Here is a 16,161-nt window from a genome sequence, read left to right on the forward strand (position 1 = left end):
CTGTTCCCGCGAACGGCGGGTGTACGGCTCGGGCCGAGGTCACCGCGCGGACTTTCGGGCCCGGGCCTGGGCCCGGGCCTGGGCACGGGCCTGCGCTCGGCGCTCTTCGCGGCGGGGGCGCAGGCGCAGCCAGGTCCGCACGATCAGGACAGCGGCCGAGGCGACGAACAGGCCGGCGGTGATCAGGAGCCAGCGGGCCAGGAACCCGTCGGCGGGCAGGCCGGTGGACGCGGTGTAGTGGCCGCCCTGCTGCAGGATCAGGGGCCACCAGACGAGGAAGAGGACACCGGCGACGAATGCGGGCACGCGGAAGTAGTTGATGCTCGTTCGGGGCGTGGCCCCGGTCGGGGCGGCTCCGGCGTGCCACAGGTACTGGGCTGCTCGGTCGGTCACCGAGTAGAGAGGGAGCAGGACCAGGTCGTGCAGGAGCGCGGCGCCGACGAACCAGATCGCCACACCCACCGCGTCGCCCTTGAGGAGCCGGATCCCCGCGTACAGGGCGAGGGCGAAGGATGCCAGGACGAGGAGGAGGTGGAGGGGCGAGGCGCCGTAGCGCCGGCGGAAGGAGGCGAGGACCGGGCCACGGGCGGAGCGGTTCATGCGGGTTCTCCGAAGGTGAGGCGGCCCACCCACTTGGTGTTGTGGACACCGGGGGCACCCGGGACGATCACCCGGGCCGGGTAGCCGTGGTCCGCGGAGAGGTCGGCTCCGTTGACCCGCATCGCGAGCAGGGACCGTTCGTCCCGGGCCTGGTTGGGGGCCAGCACGACGGAGGAGAACGATCCGCCGCGCTGGACGGACTCGACCAGGACCTGCGGGGTGTCGGTGCCCACGCCGACGAGGGCGGCGAGGTCGGTCAGGCGGACCCCGGACCAGTCCTGGTCCGGGGTCGACCAGCCCTCCACGCAGGCGATGGGCAGGGCGGAGTCCGTCTGGGGCATGGCGAGCAGCATCGCGCGGGTCAGCACGACCTGCCGCCCGCCCGCGCGGACGGTCAGCCGCCAGTCGGGCCCGATGTCGCTGGGCCGGATACCGCTGGCGGCGGCGGTCTTGTTGATCTGGAATCCGTTCGGCCCCGTGCCGGGGTCCCGCCCGTGCGGGGCCAGTACGGCGGTCTTGCGCCACCGGCCTCCGATGCTCTGCCCCGCGGTCACGACGAACAGCGCGAGCGATCCGGCGCCGACCATGGCGACCGCACCCCGACGGGAGATCGTCGGAGGGGCCGGCCTGGGCGACACCAGCCCGGCGGCCTCCGGAGAGTCAGCGGCGGGCTGGTGGTGCCGTCCGGAACGGACCGCGCGGACGGCGCGCGGCAGCCGGAAGGCGATGTGGACGACGAAGGCGCCCATGAAGATCCAGGCACTGTAGAAGTGCAGGACGTAGAAGGAGCCCGGGAAGACGTAGTCCAACTGGATGTTCAGGATGCCGGTGACGAAGGTGAAGCCGGCGCCGCCGACGAGCAGGAGCAGCGACATCCTCTCCAGGGCGTGGGCGACCGAGCGCAGCGGCGGCCACGCGAACAGCTTCGGGATCACCGACCACAGCTTCGCGAGCAGGACCGGGACCAGGACCACGCCGAGGACGGTGTGGGTGCCCTGGGTCAGCCGGTAGAGCCAGTACGGCGATGTGGGCCAGGTGAACAGGTAGAAGCCGAGCAGTCCCTTGTCGGGGGTCTGGTCGTTGCGCGGAGCCAGATCCGGGTTGTAGGCGGCGTACGACAGCAGGCCCGTCACGAACAACACGGGGATCCCGGCCAACAGGACGAGGCCGAACACACCCGTCAGCCAGGGCCCCCGCAACGGGCTGCGCCAGAACCCGGGGTGCGCCGCTGTGCCGTCGCTCGTGTCCATCGGGACCTCCATGGAGCGCTCGTTCGGGTCCCGTCGGACCAGGGCCCCGGCTCCGGTGCCGGCCGCGGGTGCAGGCCGCAGCGAGGGAACCTCGGTGGGGCGGAGCCGGATGTTGTCCTGGGACTGGGACTGGGGCTGGGGCTGGTCCTGGGGCTGGTGGCGGACGACCGGCCGAGCCGTCGTTCCCGCTCAGAGTGGCGAGCCGGGCCACACGTCCTGCGGTGTTCCCACGCGGGTGGACCGGCTGAGCCGCGGAATGTCATTCCCATGGCGCAATGAACCCTCCGTCACCGACGCGCTGCTCGGGGTCTCCGCGCTCGCCGCGCGCCGTCGGATCCGTATGACGGAACCCTTACGTCCAGGCGTGGGAGACGTCCCCGGCGCCGGGCGCTGCGTAGCGTCCGGAGCATGCGCGTACTCGTCACCGGAGGGGCCGGGTTCATCGGCTCCCACATCGTCACCGCCCTCAAGGACCGCGGGCACGACCCCGTCGTCCTCGACGCCCTGCTGCCGGCAGCCCACCCGGGTGCCCCGCCGCTGCCCGACGCGGAGTTCGTCCGGGCCGACGTACGGGACGCGGACGCGGTCCGGGAGGTACTGCGCGGCGTGGACGCGGTGTGCCATCAGGCTGCCATGGTCGGCCTCGGGAAGGACTTCGCCGACGCCCCCGCGTACGTCGGCTGCAACGACCTCGGGACGGCGGTGCTGCTGGCGGAGATGGCGACCGCCGGGGTCCGGGACCTCGTGCTCGCCGGATCGATGGTGGTGTACGGGGAGGGCCGCTACACCTGCGAACGGCACGGGACGGTACGGCCCGGGCCGCGGCTGGCCGAGGACCTCGAGGCGGGCCGATTCGAGCCCCGGTGCCCCGACTGCGGGGCCGGACTGGCTGCGGGTCTGGTCGGCGAGGACGCGCCGACGGATCCGCGGAACGTCTACGCGACGACGAAGCTGGCGCAGGAGCACCTGGCGGCCGCCTGGGCCCGCTGCGCGGAGGGGCGTGCGGTCGCGCTGCGCTACCACAACGTGTACGGGCCGGGGATGCCGCGTGACACCCCTTACGCCGGGGTGGCCTCGTTCTTCCGGTCCGCCCTGGCCAGGGGCGAGGCTCCCCGGGTCTTCGAAGACGGCGCGCAACGGCGGGACTTCGTCCACGTGAGGGACGTCGCCTCGGCGAACGTCGTGGCCCTGGAGGCCGTCAGGGACACGGCCGCCGGCATGCTGGGCGCGTACAACACCGGCAGCGGGGAGCCGCGGACGGTCGGCGAGATGGCGTCGGCGCTCGCCTCGGCGTACGGAGGGCCCGCGCCGGTGGTGACCGGCGAGTTCCGGCTGGGCGACGTACGGCACATCACCGCCGACTCCGCCCGGTTGCGCGAACGGCTGGGCTGGCGGCCGGAGGTCGGCTTCGAAGACGGCATGGCCGAGTTCGCCCGGGCCGGGCAACGGGCCTCGGCGGGCGCCGTCGGCTGAGGCTCCCCGGAAGCCGGAACCGCGCAGGGCGGTACGTACGGCCCGATCCGGTCCCCCCGTGACCTGCGCGGGGACCGGGAGGGCCGGTTCGGAGCGGCGGCGGCCGGGATCCCGCCGCGCGGTCGTCCGCGCAGGCCTCCAGGGCCCTCATTGCCATGCCCCGAGGAGGACCCTTGCCGTCCCGTGCGGACCGGCGGGCGCCGCCGTGCGGCACGGTGTCCGCGTTTCGTAAGGTCTCAAAGCACCCTGGGAGGCCGTCCGGTTCCTACGGTGTGGAGGGTGACTCCTCCTGCTCGTCCGCTCCGCGCGGACCTCGTACTTCCGTGCCTCGACGAGGCCGAGGCGCTGCCCTGGGTGTTGGCGCGGGTGCCGTCCGGATGGCGGGCCGTCGTCGTCGACAACGGCTCCACCGACGGCTCGGCCGACATCGCCCGCTCCCTCGGCGCGACCGTGGTGCACGAGGCCCGGCGCGGCTTCGGCGCCGCCTGCCACGCCGGGCTGCTCGCCGCCCGCGCCGACTTCGTCTGCTTCTGCGACTGCGACGCCTCCATGGACCCCGGTCTGCTCGCACCGATGGCCGAGCGGGTCGCCGCCGGCGAGGCGGACCTGCTGCTCGGCCGCCGCCGTCCGCAGGGCCGTGGTGTCTGGCCCGCCCACGCCCGGGCCGGGAACATCGCCCTGGCCCGGATGCTGCGCCGCCGTACCGGGCTGCGGCTGCACGACCTCGGCCCGATGCGGGTGGCGCGCCGTGAGGCGCTGCTCGGCCTGGAGCTGACCGACCGGCGCAGCGGCTACCCGCTCCAGATGGTGGTGCGGGCCGCCGACGCGGGCTGGCGGGTGGCCGAGACGGACGTCCCGTACCTGCCGCGTTCCGGGAAGTCCAAGGTCACCGGGACCTGGCGGGGCACCTGGAACGCCGTGCGCGACATGCGCCGGGTCCTGGCCGAGCCGCCGGTCGCCCGGCGGGCACGAACCGAGGGGATTTCCGCATGAGCACCCTGCTCGTCATCGCCAAGGCCCCCGTCCCGGGGCGGGTGAAGACCCGCCTGACCACGCAGTTCACCCCGCAGCAGGCCGCGGACCTGGCGCGCGCCGCGCTGGAGGACACCCTGGCGGCGGTCCTGGAGACCCCGGCCCGGCGGCGCGTCCTGGTCCTGGACGGAGAGCCGGGGCCGTGGATCCCGGCCGGCATCGAGGTCGCCGCGCAGTGCGCGGGGGGCCTGGACGTCCGGCTGGCCGCCGCCTTCGCCCTGGCCGAGGGGCCGGCCCTGCTGATCGGCATGGACACCCCGCAGGTCACCCCGAGCCTCCTCGCGCTCGGTCTCGACTTCGCGGAGACGGACGCCTGGTTCGGCCCTGCCGACGACGGCGGGTTCTGGGCCCTCGGCCTGGCCGAGCCCGACCCGGCCCTGCTGCTCGGCGTCCCCATGTCCGTGGCGCACACCGGTGAGGTCCAGCGGCAACGGCTGGCGCACGCGGGGCTCGCTGTGCGCGACCTGCCCGAGCTGTGCGACGTGGACACCCCCGCGGATGCGCGGCGGGTCGCCGCGGCCGCACCGCGGACCCGCTTCGCCGCCCTGCACTCCGGCCTGTGCGCGGTGAGCCGATGACCGCGCAGCTCACCGAGCCCGCCCCCCGGGCCTGGCAGGCCGACCCGTACGCCGACGCCCTGCGATCCGGCCAGGGGCCGCTCTACCTGCGGCGTCACGACGGCTGGCTGCTCCCCCTCGAAGTCGAGCGGTGGTGCGCCGAGCCGGACGCGGCCGACCGGACCGTGCTGGACCGGTGCACCGGCCCCGTCCTCGACATCGGCTGCGGGCCGGGCCGCCTGGTCGCCGCCCTCGCCGGACGGGGCCACGCCGCGCTCGGGGTGGACGTCACCCCCGAGGCGGTGGCCCGTACCGTCCGGGCCGGCGGCAGCGCGCTGTGCCGGTCCGTCTTCGACCCGCTTCCCCGCGAGGGCGGTTGGGGCACGGTCCTGCTCATCGACGGCAACATCGGCATCGGCGGCGACCCGGCCACCCTGCTGCGCCGGGCCGGCGCCCTGGCCGCACCCGGCGGATCCCTCCTCGTCGAGGTGGCGGCCGCCGACGTCGACGAACGCGTCGAGGTCTACGTCGAGGACGGCACCGGCGGCCGCGGGGCCTCCTTCTGGTGGGCCCGGGTCGGCACCCGCGCCCTGTGCACCGGGGCGAGGTCCGCGGGCTGGACCCCGTACGACGTCTGGGAGGCGGCGGGCCGGCACTTCGTGCACCTGACCCGCTGAGCGGTGGACCGCGCGGAACAGCCGGGTGGAGTCCGCGGCAGTGCGGACTCCACCCGGCTGTTCTCGTCGCGCGGCCGGTCGTCAGTCCCGCCGGCTGGCCCGCCGCGTCAGGGCCCGCAGGGCGGTGTGCAGGAGGGTGAACAGCGCGATGGCCGCCATCGCCAGCAGCCAGTTGCGCAGGTAGTCGAGCGGCAGCACCGTCGGGTTGGCCACGCCGCCGGGGCGCAGGAGCGGAGGCAGCGCGATCGCCGTCAGGGATCCCGCTACGATCAGCGCCGCGCGCGGAACTCCGCGCAGGCGCGCTCCCGCCGCGGCGGCGAGGGCCGCGACCGCGAACACGAGCGGCGCGACGAACCCGTCGTGCACCACGACCGCGCCCCCGAGCCACACGGCGATCCGCCACGGCTCCGGCTGCCGGAGCAGCAGCCAGCCGCCCCAGGCGGCGCACAGCAGCCCGAGTCCGCCCGCCACCCGTCGCACCCCCATCACGCGACCTCCAGCCGGCCGACCCACTTGGTCTGGAGCACACCGGGCCGGTTGGGGGCGATGATCCGTGCCGGATAGCCATGGTCGAGGGAGAGCACCTCGCCGTTCAGGCGCAGCGCCAGCAGGGTGAGCGGGTCCTGCGCGTAGAGCCGGCCCATCTCCATCACCCGGTAGGCGCCCGCCTCTTCGAGGGACACCACCCGGGCCCGTGCGCGCGGACCGCCGCCGGCGCGCTCCAGGAGGTCCCGTACCCGTACGCCGGTCCAGTGCGCGGACTTGCTCCAGCCCTCCACGCAGGCGATGGGCAGGGTCACCTCGTACTGGGGCATCGCGCGCAGCTCGTCCAGGGTCAGCACGTACGGGCGCGGGCCGGCGACGGTGAGCCGCCAGTCGGCCAGCGAGGCCTCGGTGACGCGCGCCGCGGCGGCGGTCCGGTTCACGGGGAGCCCTTGGGGACCGTGGGCGGGGCTGCGCGGACCGAACAGTTCCAGCGCGCCGAGGGCGGTGACGGACTGTCCGACGGTGGTCAGTGTCACGGCTCCGACCGCCGCGGTGACGCCGAGGAGGAGCTGACGCCGGTCCGGCCCGTCCGCCGCGGGCAGGGCCAGGGTTCCGGGGGAACGTCGGGTGAAGTGGTCCCGGATCCGCGGCCATTGCACCGCGACGTGCAGGAGCAGCGAGCCGAGCAGGAGCCAGGCGACCGCGTAGTGCACGGGAACGAAGCTGAACGGCCAGGGGTACCACTGGAAGGTGTTCAGCAGTCCGGTGAACAGCTCGAACAGGGCGGCCGCGACGAGGACGGCCACGGAGATCCGCTCCAGGGCGTGCCGCAGGGACCGCACCGGCGGCCACGCGAACAGCCGCGGGTAGACCGCCCACAGCTTCGCCAACAGCAGCGGTACGGCCGCGATACCGGATGCGACGTGGAGGCCCTGGGTGAGCCGGTAGCCCCAGTACGGGCGGCTCGGCAGCCGGTCGGCCAGCCACCCCGGCGGGTGCTGGAGGTAGTGGCTCAGCACACCGGTCGCGAAGCAGACGACCACGGCCGGGCCGAGCAGGCGGCCGATCAGGGTCGCGGTACGGGGATCGTGCAGGCGCGCCCTGAAGGTGACGGGCGGCCCGGGAGGAAGGGTGAAGCGCATGTCCCCATCACACCCCCGGCGGGGCCCGCGCAGGGGGCGCGAACACCTTACGAAACACGGACACCGAGGTGGCGAGGCCCCCGGGAGGTCCGATTCCTGGAACGCTTCCGCAAGTGAAACCCCTTACCGTGCTCGCCCCTCGCACCGCGTTCGTGACCACCGCCGTCGCCCTGGCCGCACTCACGACGGTGCTCGCCCTCACCGTCGTGTACGGGGACTACTTCGGCGACGCCGTCGGGCTCTTCGGGCGCTACGCGGTCTGCTGGGCGCTGTTCGGCGTCGCGCTGTTCGCGCTGCGCCGGGTCGCGCCCCGGCGGCTCGCGTGGCTGATCGTCGCGGGGGCCGTCGCCGTCACCGTGACCGGGCTGCTGGGGCCCCCGCGGACCAGCACCGATTCCTACCGCTACGCCTGGGACGGCCGCGTGCAGGCCGCCGGGACCTCCCCGTACGACCACACCCCGCAGGATCCGGCCCTCGCCGCGCTGCGTGACTCCTGGCTCTTCCCCACCGGCGCCGCGTGCGGCGGCCCGGACCTCGCGCCCGTCCCGCCCTCCGACGGCTCGCGCCACTGCACCCGCATCAACAGACCCGCCGTGCACACCATCTACCCGCCCGTCGCCGAGGCGTACTTCCTGGCGGTCGACCGGCTGTCCCCCGCCGGCGCCCGGCACAAGCCGCTCCAGATCGGCGCCGCCCTGGTCTCCCTCGGCGTGACCGGGACGCTCCTGCTGATCCTGCGACGGCGCGGCGACGACCTCCGCAAGGCGGCGTACTGGGCCTGGTGCCCCGCCGTCCCGCTGGAGGCGGTCAACAACGCGCACATCGACGTGCTGGGCGTGCTCCTCACGGTGGCCGGACTCGGCCTCGTCGCCTCCCGGGCCCTCACGCGGCGGGCAGCGGGAGGCGTGCTGATCGGCGCCGCCATCGCCACCAAGCTCATGCCGGCCGTCGTGCTCCCCGGCGCGCTGTCCGGGGTCCGCCGCATCCGGGACGCCGTCGCCGTCCTGCTGCCGGCCGCGGCCTTCGTCGTACTGGTCTACCTGCCGTACGTCCTGCTCTCGCGCGGCTCGGTCTTCGGCTACCTCGGCGGCTACGTCGAGGAGGAGGGCTACGACGACCCCTCGGCCGGGTCCCGCTACTCGCTCCTGCGCCTGGTCCTGCCCGACAGCTGGGCGTTCCCGGTGCTGGTGGCCGTCGTCGCGGCCGTGAGCGTGCACGTCATGCGGCGCGGCGATCCGCGGCGCCCCTGGAGCGGGGCGCTGCTGGTCACCGGCTGGTCCTTCGTCCTCCTGACCCCCGGTTATTCCTGGTACGCGCTGCTCCTGATCGCCCTCGTCGCCCTGGACGGACGGTGGGAATGGCTCGGTGTCCCCCTCGCGGGCGCCGCCGTCTACGTGCTCGCCCCGACGCTCCACTTCCAGCCGTCGCTGAGCAACATCGCCTACGGTGCCGCAGCCGCCCTCGTCCTCGTGACGGGCCGGCTCCGGCGCCGGGCCGCGGCCGGACGGCCCGGCCCGTCCGTCACCGCAGGGTCAGCCGGGGGTGGGGGCGGTCTTGGCCGTCGTGGAGCCGTCCTCGTCCTGCACCTCCGGCGCGGCGGGCTGCGGCGGGGCGGGCGGGGTGCGGATCAGCAGCGCGACCAGCACGGCCAGGGCGCCGAGCACGGCGCCGATGCCGAATCCCCACCGGACGCCCGTGGCGAGGGCGCCGGTGGGGTCGGCGCCCCCGGCCGCTGCCGTGGCGGCGTGTCCCGACATGACGCTGATGACCAGGGCGGTGCCGGCGGCGGCCGCGACCTGCTGGAGCGAGCCCAGGATGGCGGAGCCGTGCGGGTAGAGGTGCGGCGGCAGTACGGACAGTCCGGAGGTGAAGACGGGGGTGAAGACGAACGCCATGCCCGCGCTCAGCGCCACGTGCAGGGCGAGCACCAGCCACGGCGAGGTCTGTTCGCCCGTGAGGGCGAACAGGGCGAGGCAGAGCGCCGTGAGCGCGGCGCCGGGTACGACCAGGCGCGGTGCGCCGAGCCGGTCGTAGAGCTTGCCGACCTGCGGTCCGAGGAGGCCCATGGTCAGGCCGCCGGGGATGAGGAGCAGCCCGGTCTGCAGTGAGGACAGCCCGCACACCTCCTGCAGATAGATCGGCAGCAGGATGAAGGCGCCCATGAGGGCCATGAAGGACAGGCACATCAGGCCGAGCGCGACGGAGAAGTGGCGGAAGGTCAGGGCGCGCAGGTCCAGGAGCGGTGCGGACGAGCGCTGCAGTGCCAGCTGGCGCCACACGAACAGACCCACCAGCACCGCGCCGACCAGGGTGGTGACCGCCGGGTGCACGGGGGCCTGGGCCGCGTCGCCGGCGCCCAGCCCGCTCAGGCCGTAGACCAGGGCTCCGAAGCCCGCTGCGGCCAGGGGGACGGACAGCCAGTCGATCGGGACGGCCTGCGGCTCGCCGATGTCGACCAGCTTGCGCCGGCCGAACACGGCCATGGCTCCGGCGATGGGGAGCACGGCCAGGAACAGCAGGCGCCACGACCCCAGCTGCAGCAGCACACCGGAGAAGGCGGGGCCGAGGGCGGGGGCGACGGAGATGACGAGGGTGATGTTGCCCATGACGCGGCCGCGGTCGTGCGGGGGTACGAGGGTCATCAGCGTGGTCATGAGCAGCGGCATCATGACGGCGGTGCCGCTGGCCTGGACGACGCGGGCGGCCAGCAGTACGGGGAAGGCGGGCGCAGCCGCGGCCAGGGCCGTGCCGGCGAGGAACAGTGCCATGGCGAGGCCGAAGGCGGTGCGGGTCGTCACGCGCTGGAGGAACCACCCCGTCACCGGGATGACGACGGCCATGGTGAGCATGAAGGCCGTGGACAGCCAGCCCGCAGCTGCCGCGGTGACCTCGAAATCGCGCATGAGCCGCGGAATCGCGTTGACCATGATCGTCTCGTTGAGGAGGACGACGAACGTGGACAGCACGAGGATCCGCAGCACGGCGGTGACGCGGGCGGGCGAGTGGGCGGGCGGTGCGAGCGGTGCGGACATGGTGCCTTCCGTCATGTGAGCGTCCTCCGAGCGTGGGCGGGTCACAGTGACAGACCGCGGCACCGGGAAGAACTCATCGGTGTTCCCCGATTTTGTTGGTGCCGCCGCCCCGGCTCAAACGATTTTGCCGAAACCGGGAACCGGAGAACCGGGAAACCGTGCCCGTCCGTGGTTCAGTCGCAGCAGTCGCAGCAGCACTTGCACGGGTTGCAGCAGCCACCGCCACCGCCGCAGCCGTCACCCGAGCCACCGCCGGATCCACCGGAGCCGCCGGAGCCGTGACCGCCGCCGGATCCACCGGACCCGTGACCGCCGCCGCCCTGGCCGCCGGACCAGCCGTCACCCCTGGAACCGTCCCGGCTCGAACCGCCGCCGCGGTTGCCGTCGCCGAACTGCCACGACTCCGCGTCGTCCTGGCCGTCGTCCTGGTTGCAGCGGCAGCATGCGGTGCACAGCCCGCACCTCCCGCACAGCCGGCGCCACTCGCGGCACCGCGGGCAGTACCCCTCCTGCGGCCGGCCCGACGCCGTCACCCCGCCCACCGCGGCCGCGCCCGCGAGATCCCCCACGCCGCAGGCCGCGCCCGAGACCGCCCCCGACGGCGTTTCCGTCTCCGTCTCCGCACGGCGTCCCAGCCAGGGCAGCAGGCGCGGGCCCCGTACCGGGCGGCGGCGCTGGTGGTGGCGATGCCGCGGGTCGAAGACCCGGTCGACGGCGCGCTCCAGCTCACCGCCCAGCAGCGCCCGCACCAGCCGCTCGTCGACGAACACTGCGTCGGACAGGGCGAGTCGGATCCCACGGACGGCGTCGTCGCAGAGCCGGCGCACCTCGGCGCGGTCCGCGCCGGTCACGGCGATCGGGTTCCACGCGCCGGACGCCGCGTCCGCGTCCAGGTCCTCCACCGCGTCCAGCAGGTGCGCCAGCCGGCCGAACAGGCGGCCGGCTTCCGCCAGTGGTTCGGCGTTGCCCGGGCGGTCCGTGAGCACCGCGGTGTACGCGAAGGCGGCCGCGGTCGCCGTCTCCGAGGGCTCCGTGACCGTCAGCAGCGAGCCACCGGGCCCGGTCGAACGCTCGATGTCCGGCTGGCGCTCGACCGCCCTGAGCAGCAGCGCGGTGTCGAAGCCGAGTCGTTCGCCGCCCGCGGCGCCCACACGGTTCCAGTTGTCGGCGATCCGGAGCGCCGCCAGCGCCACCGGACGGCGCCCCGCCAGGCCGTCCCCGTCGGCCACGTGGTCGCGCATCTTCGCCGCGGCCAGCACCAGCGAGACCGTCGCCGCCAGCCGCGCCCCCTCGCCCTGCGCCACGTCCGCCGAACGCATCCCGCGCAGCGGGCACGGACCGGCGCCCCGGCGCCAGTCCCCGGCACGCTCCGACTGCGCCTCGGTCAGCACCGAGACGATCAGGCCGTCGTAGTTGGTGGCCACCCGCGCGAACTGTCCGTACTCGCTGCGCAGGGCCAGGCACAGCCCGCACAGGTGCGCCATCCACTCGGTGCGCAGGCCCTCGCCCAGGCGGTGGCGGCACGGCCTGATGATTCCGAACATCGACGTTCTCCCCCGTAGGAACAGCTACCCGGACGCATCCGGTCGGACGGCTCACGGGAGCGGAGCCGCGCATGGGGCGCGACCCGGCGTGACGTCAACCGCGTGCGACATCGACGCGCGGCGCCATCCTAGGCCCTCCGCCCTGTGGGGTTAGATGTACGGCGGCCGGCCGGTACGAGGGATGCCGGCGGAGAGTGCGGAGAGTGTGCAGAGTGGTGAGGGTGCGATGAGTGAAACGGCGAAGCCCGCGGTCGAACGGCCGGAGGGTGATGCTCCGCAGGAGCTGACCGTCCGGGACATCGTCGTCGGGGACGGCCCCGAGGCGAAGCCGGGCCGGGTCGTCCGGGTCCACTACGTCGGGGTCACCTTCGAGTCCGGAGTGGAGTTCGACGCCTCCTGGGACCGGGGCGAGCCGTTCAAGTTCGCCGTGGGCGGCGGCAGGGTCATCAAGGGCTGGGACCGGGGCATCAGGGGGATGAAGGTCGGCGGCCGGCGCGAGATCGTCGTTCCGCCGCGCCTCGGCTACGGCAGGCAGTCCCCCTCGCCGCTGATCCCGCCGGGTTCCACGCTGGTCTTCGTGGTGGACCTGCTCTCCGTGGTCTGAGGACCTTCGGCGGGCCGGGAATTGGGTACGCTCTCGACGACTTCGGGGCGCCGGCAGGTGCTGAACCACCGCAATCAGAGACGGATCCCATGAGCAGCGCTCCTTCCGCCGAGTTCCTGCAGCCGCTCCGGGCGGACGACCCGGCCGTCGTGGGCGGGTACCGGCTGGCGGCCGTGCTGGGCGCGGGCGGCATGGGCAAGGTCTACCTCTCCCACACGCCGGGCGGCCGGCCCATCGCCCTCAAGGTGATCCGGCCGGAGTTCGGCGAGGACCCCGAGTTCCGGCGGCGCTTCCGACAGGAGGTGCGGGCCGCGGAGCGGGTCCAGGGGCTCTACACCGCCCCGGTCATCGACTCGGACACCGAGGGCCCCCTGCCCTGGCTGGCCACGGCCTACGTCCCCGGCCCCTCGCTCGCCCACGCCGTCGCCCGGCACGGCGCGCTGCCGGTGCGCAGCGTGCTGCTGCTGACCGTCGGGGTGGCCGAGGCGCTGCACGTCATCCACGGCGCGGGCATCGTCCACCGGGACCTGAAGCCCGCCAACGTGCTGCTCGCCTCCGACGGTCCGCGCGTCATCGACTTCGGCATCGCCCGGGCCGCCGACACCACCGCCCTGACCAGTACCGGCGTCAGCGTCGGTACCCCGGCGTTCATGGCGCCCGAGCAGGCCTCGGCCGGCACGGTCACCCCGGCCACCGACGTCTTCGCCCTCGGGCAGATCGCGGCCTTCGCCGCCATCGGGGCATCGGTCTTCGGTGACGGCCCCTCGCACGCGGTGCTCTACCGGATCGTGCACGAGGACCCCGACCTGAGCGCCCTGCCGGAGGAACTGCGACCGGTCGTGACCCGCTGCCTCAGCCGCGATCCGGCCGACCGCCCGACCCTGGCCGAGGTCATCGAACGGTGCAACGCGGCCTCGGAGGCTCCGCTGCGCCAGGGGGAGGACTGGTTGCCGCAGGCCGTCGCCGGTTCCCTCACCGAGCGGCTGCGGCTGCCCGCGCCGGCCTCGGCCCCTGCCCCTGCCCCGGCTCCGCCGACTCCGACGGAGGTCCCGCCGCGGCCGCCGGTCCCGGGTGCGCCCGCGGTCCCCGCCGCGCCCGGGTACCCGCCGGCCGGTGTGGCCGCCGCGCCGACGCAGACGGCTCCCGCGCCGGGGGCTTCGGGTGCGGTACCGCCGGGCCCCCCGACACCGCCGCCGTACGCGCAGGCCCCGCACCCGTACGCGTACGCACAGCCGCAGCCGCAGTACGGCCAACCCCCGTACACGCAGCCCTCGTACGGCCCGGGCCGCGGCACCCCGCCGCCGCCCTACCCCGCGCAGGGCTTCGTCGCCGGTCCGCCCGCTCGGCCGCGCCCCGGGCGGACGGGGCTGATCGTCGCCGGGGCGGTGGTGGCGGCGGTCGTCGGACTCGTGGTCATCGGATCCCTGCTGCCGGACGGTTCCGGTGGGAAAGGGGACGACAGGGCGCGGGGGGCCGCCGGCTCCTCCTCGGGGAGGCCCGACCCGCAGCCGGTCGCGTACCCGGGCATCGACGTCCCCCAGAACCACCAGCTGATGTTCGCCGACCATCCGCCGCGCCCGGCCGAGGAGCCGACCGGGGCCGGGGTGCTGTACGGGCACGCCGACCTCTTCTACTTCCGGGACACCCTGTTCGGGGACGAGAAGTTCGGCTCGACGAACGGCAAGCTCGTCGTACTGAACAACTCCGAGAAGGGCTCGCTGGAGACCTGCCGCTCCGTGACCCGCTTCACCGAGAAGATCGGCCTCGACCAGCTCACGGACGGGACGCAGGTCTGCGTCCTGAGCAAGGCCGGCCACATCGCGGTGGCGACCTTCCGCGGCAGGACGGGCGGGGCGAAGGAGACCGCCTTCGTCACCGTCGACCTGACGGTCTGGCGCAATGCCGAGCCCGCGGCGAAGAACTGACGGTCGCACGCCCACCCGGCGACGTTGCCCGGTCCATGTCCTGCCCATGTCCCGCCCATGTCCTGCCCATGCCCTGCGCCATGTCCTTGCAGGAGCGGCCGGACTCGCCGACGATGCTTTCAGGCCCCGGCCGGCCGGATCCCACCGGGCCCGGGACGGGGGCAGGGGAGAACTGGGGGAACAGTGACAACGAACAGACGTCCGAGGAAGCGCCCGATGGTCGCGGCGGCGATCGTGCCCTTCTTCGTGCTCGCCGGACTGCTCCTGGGTCCTGGGGCCACCGCCGCGGCGGCCGCTCCGGCCGCCCGGCAGGCCCCGGCCGCCGCGGCGCCGGCGCAGGGCGGTCCGCTCGCCGGCGCCAACGGGGCGTCCGCTCTCCGCCAGGCACCGGCATCGTCCCAGGTCCGGGCCATCACCGGGAACAAGAAGGGCAAGAAGAAGAGCAAGAAGAAGGGCGGCCTGTTCAAGACCCTGCTGATCGTCCTGCTCGTCGTCATCGTGCTGGTCGTCGTCCTCTACGCCGTCCGCCGCGCGCTGCGCCGCAGGTCCGCCTAGGAAGGCGCGCCCGAACCGGACCGCCTTCGGGCGGGACGGCTCAGGCCAGGCTCCACGACCAGGTCCCGTCGGCGGTGACCAGGCAGACGAGGAGCACCACGTCCGCGAGGCCCAGGCCGATGGCCAGGCGGGCCCGGCCGGGCCTGGTCGTGTGCCGCAGCAGCGCGAGGGTGCCGAGGACGACGGCGGTCGGGCCGAGGATCAGGTTCATCACGAGCAGCCCCACGAGGCCGAGGACGAAGCCGGTGACGGCCATCGCATCGGCGTCCCGGGTACGGGCCGGGTTCCGGTCCCGGTCCCGGTTCCGGACCGCGGTAGGGGAATCCACCGGCCGGCTCATCGGGCACCTCGGGGGTCGTGGCCGAGCCGGCCGGACCGGCGGTGGCCGAAGAGGCGCTCGCGCGCGGCGAAGAGAGCGAGCCAGAGGGCGATGGCGAGACCGGCGACCGCGCTGACGGGAGCGGGTACGTGGGCCACGACGCCGAGGACGACGCCGAGCACCAGCAACGCGCCTACGAGGAAGAGCATGAGACGTCCTCCGTTCAGGTTACAGTTGTTCACTGACTACCCAGTTCAGTTTGCATCATGCTGGCGGCGGGTGACTGTGACGCGGTTGACTTCGCGTCATGAGTACAGAGACCGGCCTTCGCGAGACCAGGCGCCGCCGCACCCGGCGCGCCCTGCTCGACGCCGCCCTGTCGGAGTTGGCGGAGCGCAGCCTCGGCAGCCTCGGCCTCCGGGAGGTGACCCGGGCCGCCGGGGTCGCCCCCACCGCCTTCTACCGGCACTTCCGGAGCATGGAGGACCTCGGGACCGCGCTGGTGGAGGAGGCGCTGGCCAGCCTGCACGGGACGGTGCGGGAGATCCTCACCGCGACCGGCGAGGCCGACCGGCGAGGCGACGCCGTGGTGCGGCTCATCGGCGACCTGGTGCGCGACCGCCCCGCACACGTCCGTTTCCTGGTCCGCGAACGCCACGGCGGTGTACCGGCGGTGCGCGAGGCCATCGCCGCGCAACTCGACGTCTTCGCGGACGAGATAGGGGCCGCGCTGGGCTGCGATCCCCTGAGCGCGGGCTGGGACACCGGCGAGGTGACGATGCTGTCGCGACTGCTGGTGGATCACATGGTCATGACGGCCTCGGCGTTCCTGACCGCGTCCCTGCGCGGCGAGGACTGGTCGGCCGCCACCGGCACGGCACTCGCCCAGCTGCGCCTGATCCATGTCGGGCGCGTGCACTGGGCGGACGACCGGGCGGTGTGACCGGGCGGGGTGACCGTGCCAG

The 16,161-nt window shown here is 74.3% G+C and carries 16 protein-coding genes and 1 pseudogene; 9 read left to right on the top strand and 8 right to left on the bottom strand.

Features of this window, described 5'->3' with window-relative positions:
- Positions 1–39 precede the first annotated feature (39 nt).
- Together AB0O53_RS08280 and AB0O53_RS08285 are read right to left on the bottom strand one after the other, a co-directional pair.
- Positions 40–600: a hypothetical protein gene (locus AB0O53_RS08280; protein ID WP_350991062.1), complete on the bottom strand. Its 561-nt coding sequence runs from the start codon at positions 598–600 to the stop codon at positions 40–42.
- Positions 597–1,850, bottom strand: coding sequence for a molybdopterin-dependent oxidoreductase (locus AB0O53_RS08285; protein ID WP_365193981.1), 1,254 nt, complete (start codon positions 1,848–1,850; stop codon positions 597–599). Before AB0O53_RS08285 ends, AB0O53_RS08280 begins: the two co-directional genes overlap by 4 nt.
- A 408-nt stretch (positions 1,851–2,258) precedes the next feature.
- Between AB0O53_RS08285 and AB0O53_RS08290 the strand changes: the two genes are divergently transcribed.
- The 4 genes from AB0O53_RS08290 (at position 2,259) to AB0O53_RS08305 (ending at position 5,589) form a co-directional block, all read left to right on the top strand.
- Positions 2,259–3,323 carry an NAD-dependent epimerase/dehydratase family protein gene (locus AB0O53_RS08290; protein WP_365193984.1) on the top strand — a complete coding sequence of 355 codons (1,065 nt, stop codon included), beginning with the start codon at positions 2,259–2,261 and terminating at the stop codon, positions 3,321–3,323.
- A gap of 279 nt (positions 3,324–3,602) precedes the next feature.
- Complete coding sequence (locus AB0O53_RS08295) at positions 3,603–4,316, top strand: glycosyltransferase family 2 protein (protein ID WP_350991058.1); 714 nt, start codon at positions 3,603–3,605, stop codon at positions 4,314–4,316.
- Positions 4,313–4,933 (top strand): TIGR04282 family arsenosugar biosynthesis glycosyltransferase, encoded by a 621-nt coding sequence (locus AB0O53_RS08300; protein WP_365193987.1) that lies wholly within the window; start codon positions 4,313–4,315, stop codon positions 4,931–4,933. The genes AB0O53_RS08295 and AB0O53_RS08300 overlap by 4 nt, the downstream gene beginning before the upstream one ends.
- The gene (locus tag AB0O53_RS08305; RefSeq protein WP_350991054.1) at positions 4,930–5,589 is read left to right on the top strand and encodes a class I SAM-dependent methyltransferase; all 660 of its coding nucleotides are present in this window, start codon (positions 4,930–4,932) and stop codon (positions 5,587–5,589) included. The genes AB0O53_RS08300 and AB0O53_RS08305 overlap by 4 nt, the downstream gene beginning before the upstream one ends.
- A gap of 81 nt (positions 5,590–5,670) precedes the next feature.
- Here the strand turns inward: AB0O53_RS08305 and AB0O53_RS08310 are convergent, their stop codons facing one another.
- A complete protein-coding gene (locus AB0O53_RS08310; protein WP_365193990.1) occupies positions 5,671–6,075 on the bottom strand; it encodes a hypothetical protein in 405 nt (134 codons plus the stop codon).
- Positions 6,075–7,217 carry a molybdopterin-dependent oxidoreductase gene (locus AB0O53_RS08315; RefSeq protein WP_365193993.1) on the bottom strand — a complete coding sequence of 381 codons (1,143 nt, stop codon included), beginning with the start codon at positions 7,215–7,217 and terminating at the stop codon, positions 6,075–6,077. The genes AB0O53_RS08310 and AB0O53_RS08315 overlap by 1 nt, the downstream gene beginning before the upstream one ends.
- A gap of 593 nt (positions 7,218–7,810) precedes the next feature.
- Between AB0O53_RS08315 and AB0O53_RS08320 the strand changes: the two are divergent.
- Positions 7,811–8,452: pseudogene (locus tag AB0O53_RS08320) on the top strand (glycosyltransferase 87 family protein); the annotation flags it as partial.
- A 297-nt stretch (positions 8,453–8,749) separates the two neighbouring features.
- Here the strand turns inward: AB0O53_RS08320 and AB0O53_RS08325 are convergent.
- Together AB0O53_RS08325 and AB0O53_RS08330 are read right to left on the bottom strand one after the other, a co-directional pair.
- Entirely contained in the window at positions 8,750–10,264 is a 1,515-nt protein-coding gene (locus AB0O53_RS08325) for a DHA2 family efflux MFS transporter permease subunit (RefSeq protein ID WP_365193995.1), read from the bottom strand.
- A 158-nt stretch (positions 10,265–10,422) separates the two neighbouring features.
- The gene (locus tag AB0O53_RS08330; RefSeq protein WP_350991046.1) at positions 10,423–11,793 is read right to left on the bottom strand and encodes a DUF5685 family protein; all 1,371 of its coding nucleotides are present in this window, start codon (positions 11,791–11,793) and stop codon (positions 10,423–10,425) included.
- Between the two features lie 226 nt (positions 11,794–12,019).
- Here AB0O53_RS08330 and AB0O53_RS08335 point away from each other — a divergent pair, with 226 nt between their 5' ends.
- From AB0O53_RS08335 to AB0O53_RS08345, 3 genes are all read left to right on the top strand, one after another.
- Positions 12,020–12,397, top strand: a complete 378-nt coding sequence (locus AB0O53_RS08335; RefSeq protein ID WP_350991044.1) for an FKBP-type peptidyl-prolyl cis-trans isomerase — start codon at positions 12,020–12,022, stop codon at positions 12,395–12,397.
- Positions 12,398–12,486: 89 nt separating this feature from the next.
- A complete protein-coding gene (locus AB0O53_RS08340) occupies positions 12,487–14,322 on the top strand; it encodes a serine/threonine-protein kinase (RefSeq protein WP_350991042.1) in 1,836 nt (611 codons plus the stop codon).
- A gap of 216 nt (positions 14,323–14,538) precedes the next feature.
- The gene (locus AB0O53_RS08345; protein ID WP_350991040.1) at positions 14,539–14,877 is read left to right on the top strand and encodes a hypothetical protein; all 339 of its coding nucleotides are present in this window, start codon (positions 14,539–14,541) and stop codon (positions 14,875–14,877) included.
- Positions 14,878–14,917: 40 nt separating this feature from the next.
- Here AB0O53_RS08345 and AB0O53_RS08350 read toward each other — a convergent pair whose 3' ends face one another.
- Positions 14,918–15,205, bottom strand: a complete 288-nt coding sequence (locus AB0O53_RS08350; RefSeq protein ID WP_350991038.1) for a DUF4190 domain-containing protein — start codon at positions 15,203–15,205, stop codon at positions 14,918–14,920.
- Between the two features lie 8 nt (positions 15,206–15,213).
- Positions 15,214–15,405, bottom strand: coding sequence for a hypothetical protein (locus tag AB0O53_RS08355; protein ID WP_350991036.1), 192 nt, complete (start codon positions 15,403–15,405; stop codon positions 15,214–15,216).
- Between the two features lie 98 nt (positions 15,406–15,503).
- Between AB0O53_RS08355 and AB0O53_RS08360 the strand changes: the two genes are divergently transcribed.
- Positions 15,504–16,139 (top strand): TetR family transcriptional regulator, encoded by a 636-nt coding sequence (locus AB0O53_RS08360; protein WP_365194000.1) that lies wholly within the window; start codon positions 15,504–15,506, stop codon positions 16,137–16,139.
- Positions 16,140–16,161 lie beyond the last annotated feature (22 nt).

Origin of the sequence: Streptomyces erythrochromogenes (genome assembly GCF_040684695.1) — a bacterium.
In the GTDB taxonomy this organism is placed as follows: Bacteria; Actinomycetota; Actinomycetes; order Streptomycetales; family Streptomycetaceae; genus Streptomyces; species Streptomyces erythrochromogenes_C.

What these genes read in the sequence shown, in the direction of transcription:
- AB0O53_RS08330 (WP_350991046.1), bottom strand. Translation starts at nt 11,793, where the DNA reads ATGTTCGGAATCATCAGGCCGTGCCGCCACCGCCTGGGCGAGGGCCTG.
- AB0O53_RS08325 (WP_365193995.1), bottom strand. Translation starts at nt 10,264, where the DNA reads ATGACGGAAGGCACCATGTCCGCACCGCTCGCACCGCCCGCCCACTCG.
- AB0O53_RS08345 (WP_350991040.1), top strand. Translation starts at nt 14,539, where the DNA reads ATGGTCGCGGCGGCGATCGTGCCCTTCTTCGTGCTCGCCGGACTGCTC.
- AB0O53_RS08355 (WP_350991036.1), bottom strand. Translation starts at nt 15,405, where the DNA reads ATGCTCTTCCTCGTAGGCGCGTTGCTGGTGCTCGGCGTCGTCCTCGGC.
- AB0O53_RS08315 (WP_365193993.1), bottom strand. Translation starts at nt 7,217, where the DNA reads ATGCGCTTCACCCTTCCTCCCGGGCCGCCCGTCACCTTCAGGGCGCGC.
- AB0O53_RS08280 (WP_350991062.1), bottom strand. Translation starts at nt 600, where the DNA reads ATGAACCGCTCCGCCCGTGGCCCGGTCCTCGCCTCCTTCCGCCGGCGC.
- AB0O53_RS08300 (WP_365193987.1), top strand. Translation starts at nt 4,313, where the DNA reads ATGAGCACCCTGCTCGTCATCGCCAAGGCCCCCGTCCCGGGGCGGGTG.
- AB0O53_RS08310 (WP_365193990.1), bottom strand. Translation starts at nt 6,075, where the DNA reads ATGGGGGTGCGACGGGTGGCGGGCGGACTCGGGCTGCTGTGCGCCGCC.
- AB0O53_RS08360 (WP_365194000.1), top strand. Translation starts at nt 15,504, where the DNA reads ATGAGTACAGAGACCGGCCTTCGCGAGACCAGGCGCCGCCGCACCCGG.
- AB0O53_RS08285 (WP_365193981.1), bottom strand. Translation starts at nt 1,850, where the DNA reads ATGGACACGAGCGACGGCACAGCGGCGCACCCCGGGTTCTGGCGCAGC.
- AB0O53_RS08290 (WP_365193984.1), top strand. Translation starts at nt 2,259, where the DNA reads ATGCGCGTACTCGTCACCGGAGGGGCCGGGTTCATCGGCTCCCACATC.
- AB0O53_RS08340 (WP_350991042.1), top strand. Translation starts at nt 12,487, where the DNA reads ATGAGCAGCGCTCCTTCCGCCGAGTTCCTGCAGCCGCTCCGGGCGGAC.
- AB0O53_RS08305 (WP_350991054.1), top strand. Translation starts at nt 4,930, where the DNA reads ATGACCGCGCAGCTCACCGAGCCCGCCCCCCGGGCCTGGCAGGCCGAC.
- AB0O53_RS08335 (WP_350991044.1), top strand. Translation starts at nt 12,020, where the DNA reads ATGAGTGAAACGGCGAAGCCCGCGGTCGAACGGCCGGAGGGTGATGCT.